The following is a 2,422-nucleotide window of genomic DNA, read 5'->3' as shown; positions in this document are numbered from 1 at the left end:
GGGGCCATGCTGGCCTTGCGCGGTGACGGGGTAGTGATTGGCTCGGTGTCCGGCGGCTGCATTGAAGATGACTTGATTGCGCGTTTGCAGGATGGTCGGTTGGCGGATGACGGGCCACCGGTGCAGTTGGTGACCTACGGCGTGACGCGCGATGAAGCGGCGCGGTTTGGCCTGCCGTGTGGCGGCACCCTGCGCCTGACCGAAGAGCGCGTGATGGAGTGGCAGTGGGTGGCCGAGTTGCTGGCGCGCTGTGAAGCCCATGAAATCGTCGCTCGCGAGTTGGACCTGGCCACCGGCAATGTGCGCTTGAGCGCTGCGAGCAAGACCGACGTGGTGACCTTCGACGGCGAGCGCTTGCGCGCCATTTATGGCCCGCGCTGGCGCCTGCTGTTGATCGGCGCCGGGCAGCTGTCACGCTATGTGGCGCAAATGGCGCGGTTGCTGGATTTCGAAGTGCTGATCTGCGACCCGCGTGAAGAGTTCGTGTATGGCTGGGAAGAGCAGCACGGCCGCTTTGTGCCCGGTATGCCTGATGAAGCGGTGCTGAACATCCAGACCGACGAACGCACGGCTATCGTCTGCCTGACCCACGATCCGCGCCTGGACGATATGGCGTTGCTGACGGCATTGAACTCCAGCGCGTTCTATATCGGCGCGCTGGGTTCGCGGGTCAACACCCGTAAACGCCGGGAAAACCTGGCGGCGCTGGGGTTGTCTGCGCAGGCGATTGCGCGGCTGCATGGGCCGATTGGTTTGCATATCGGCAGCCATACACCCGCGGAGATTGCCCTGTCGTTGCTGGCGGAAATTGTCGCGATCAAGAACGGCGTGGCACCGCTGCAGAAAAAGCCGATGCCGGTGCAGGTTGAATGAGCGTCACTGTGATTGTGCTGGCGGCGGGGCAGGGCAGTCGTTTTCGCGCTGCAGCCGGGGCTGATCAGGATAAGTTGCTGGCTGACTGCGTGGGCCGTGACGCTGTAGTGCGGCCGGTGATCGAGCAGGTGCTGGTGAATTTGCCGGCGTGCGCTGTAAAGCGCGTGGTGGTGACCTCGCCCGATCGGCTTGAAGTTATTCGTCTGGCGCAGGCCCATGGCTGCGAGGTAGTGCAGCTGTGCTCGGCCGGAATGGGCGACAGCATTGCCGCGGCGGTCGCGGCCAGTGGTTCCAGCGATGGCTGGCTGGTGGTGCTGGGTGATATGCCGTTCATTCTGCCGTCCAGCATTGAACGGGTGTTGGAGCGCATAGACGGTATCAGCGTGCCGGTGCATGCCGGCCAGTATGGGCATCCGGTTGCGTTTGGACGAGCGTTCGGGCCGGCGTTGATGGCGTTGAAGGGGGATCGCGGGGCCAAGCCACTATTTGCCCAGGGGGAAGTGAGTGAGATCCAGGTAAGCGATCCCGGCGTACTCTGGGATGTAGATCTGCCGCATCTGTTGGATTTCAAACCGCTCTGAAATGTGGGAGGGGGCTTGCCCCCGATTGCGATGTATCAGTCACCAGATGTGTTGACTGGCCCACCGCCATCGGGGTAAGCCCCCTCCCACATTGAATCTTCGGTGTTTTCAGAATCTGTTGGCATAAAAAAGCCCCGCCTGAGTGATCAGGCGGGGCTTTTTAGTGGCGGATGGAATCAGACGAGAGGTTTAGGCTCGTGCTCTTCTTCCAGGGCCTTTGGGTGGTGCTCTGCCACTTCTTCAACGGAACGCGGGGTCTCGTCGACGATTGGGGCAGTGTGCTCGACCACTTCGGCGACAGCCGGTGCGGCAGCGGCAGCAGCGGCGGCAGCTTCGGCTTCCTTGCGGCGACGGCGCACTTCACGTGGGTCGTTCGGCGCACGGCCGTTTTCGGTCAAGGCAATGGCCGGTGCGGCTTCAACCACCGGGGCGGCGGCTTCGGCAACGACGGGTGCTTCAACCACTGGCGCAGGCTCGGCAACCGCTACCGGAGCGGCTTCAACCACTTCGGCAACCGGGGTTGGCGCTGCTTCTACCACAGGGGCAGGGGCGGGCGCTTCAACCGGGGCGGCAGGTTCGGCTGTCCACTGGAAGGCGGTCTGTTCTTCGCGAACTTCACGCACGGCCGGGGCGGCTTCTTCGACAACCGGTGTTTCTACAACGGCTTCAACCACTGGCTGTGGCTCAACCACCGGGGCAGGCTTCGCAGCAACTACTTCGGCTTCTGGTTGGGCTTCGCGAACCGCCGCAACTTCCACTGCCGGAACCACTGGGGCTTCGATCGGGGTAGTTGCTTCTACGACCGGTGCTTCAACCACTGGGGTCTCGGCGACTGGTGCCTCTACCGCAACGGTTTCTTCGACGGCGGCAGTGGCGCGTTCAGCCTGCTCGTGAGCCTGGGCTTCGGCAGGTGCGCTGATGACCGAGCTGGCAACGGCAGCGGTAACGGCCAGGCCGGCAGCCAGTTC

Annotated in this window: 2 protein-coding genes and 1 pseudogene; 2 read left to right on the top strand and 1 reads right to left on the bottom strand. The window is 63.3% G+C overall.

From position 1 onward, the window contains the following. Together L9Z73_RS29165 and L9Z73_RS29160 are read left to right on the top strand one after the other, a co-directional pair. On the top strand, positions 1 to 873 hold an 873-nt coding region (locus L9Z73_RS29165; RefSeq protein WP_247408329.1), incomplete at its 5' end, for an XdhC family protein. Further along, positions 870 to 1,454, top strand: coding sequence for a nucleotidyltransferase family protein (locus L9Z73_RS29160; protein WP_247408327.1), 585 nt, complete (start codon positions 870 to 872; stop codon positions 1,452 to 1,454). The genes L9Z73_RS29165 and L9Z73_RS29160, both read left to right, overlap by 4 nt. A 176-nt stretch (positions 1,455 to 1,630) precedes the next feature. Here L9Z73_RS29160 and L9Z73_RS29155 read toward each other — a convergent pair. After that, positions 1,631 to 2,422: pseudogene (locus tag L9Z73_RS29155) on the bottom strand (ribonuclease E); the annotation flags it as partial.

The organism is Pseudomonas emilianonis (genome assembly GCF_023072625.1).
Classification (GTDB): Bacteria; Pseudomonadota; Gammaproteobacteria; order Pseudomonadales; family Pseudomonadaceae; genus Aquipseudomonas; species Aquipseudomonas paraveronii.
The sequence above is the reverse complement of the archived record's forward strand: the minus strand, read 5'-3'. Positions and strand labels throughout refer to the sequence as shown.

Coding starts and splice junctions, on each gene's coding strand:
- L9Z73_RS29160 (WP_247408327.1), top strand. CDS start 870: ATGAGCGTCACTGTGATTGTGCTGGCGGCGGGGCAGGGCAGTCGTTTT.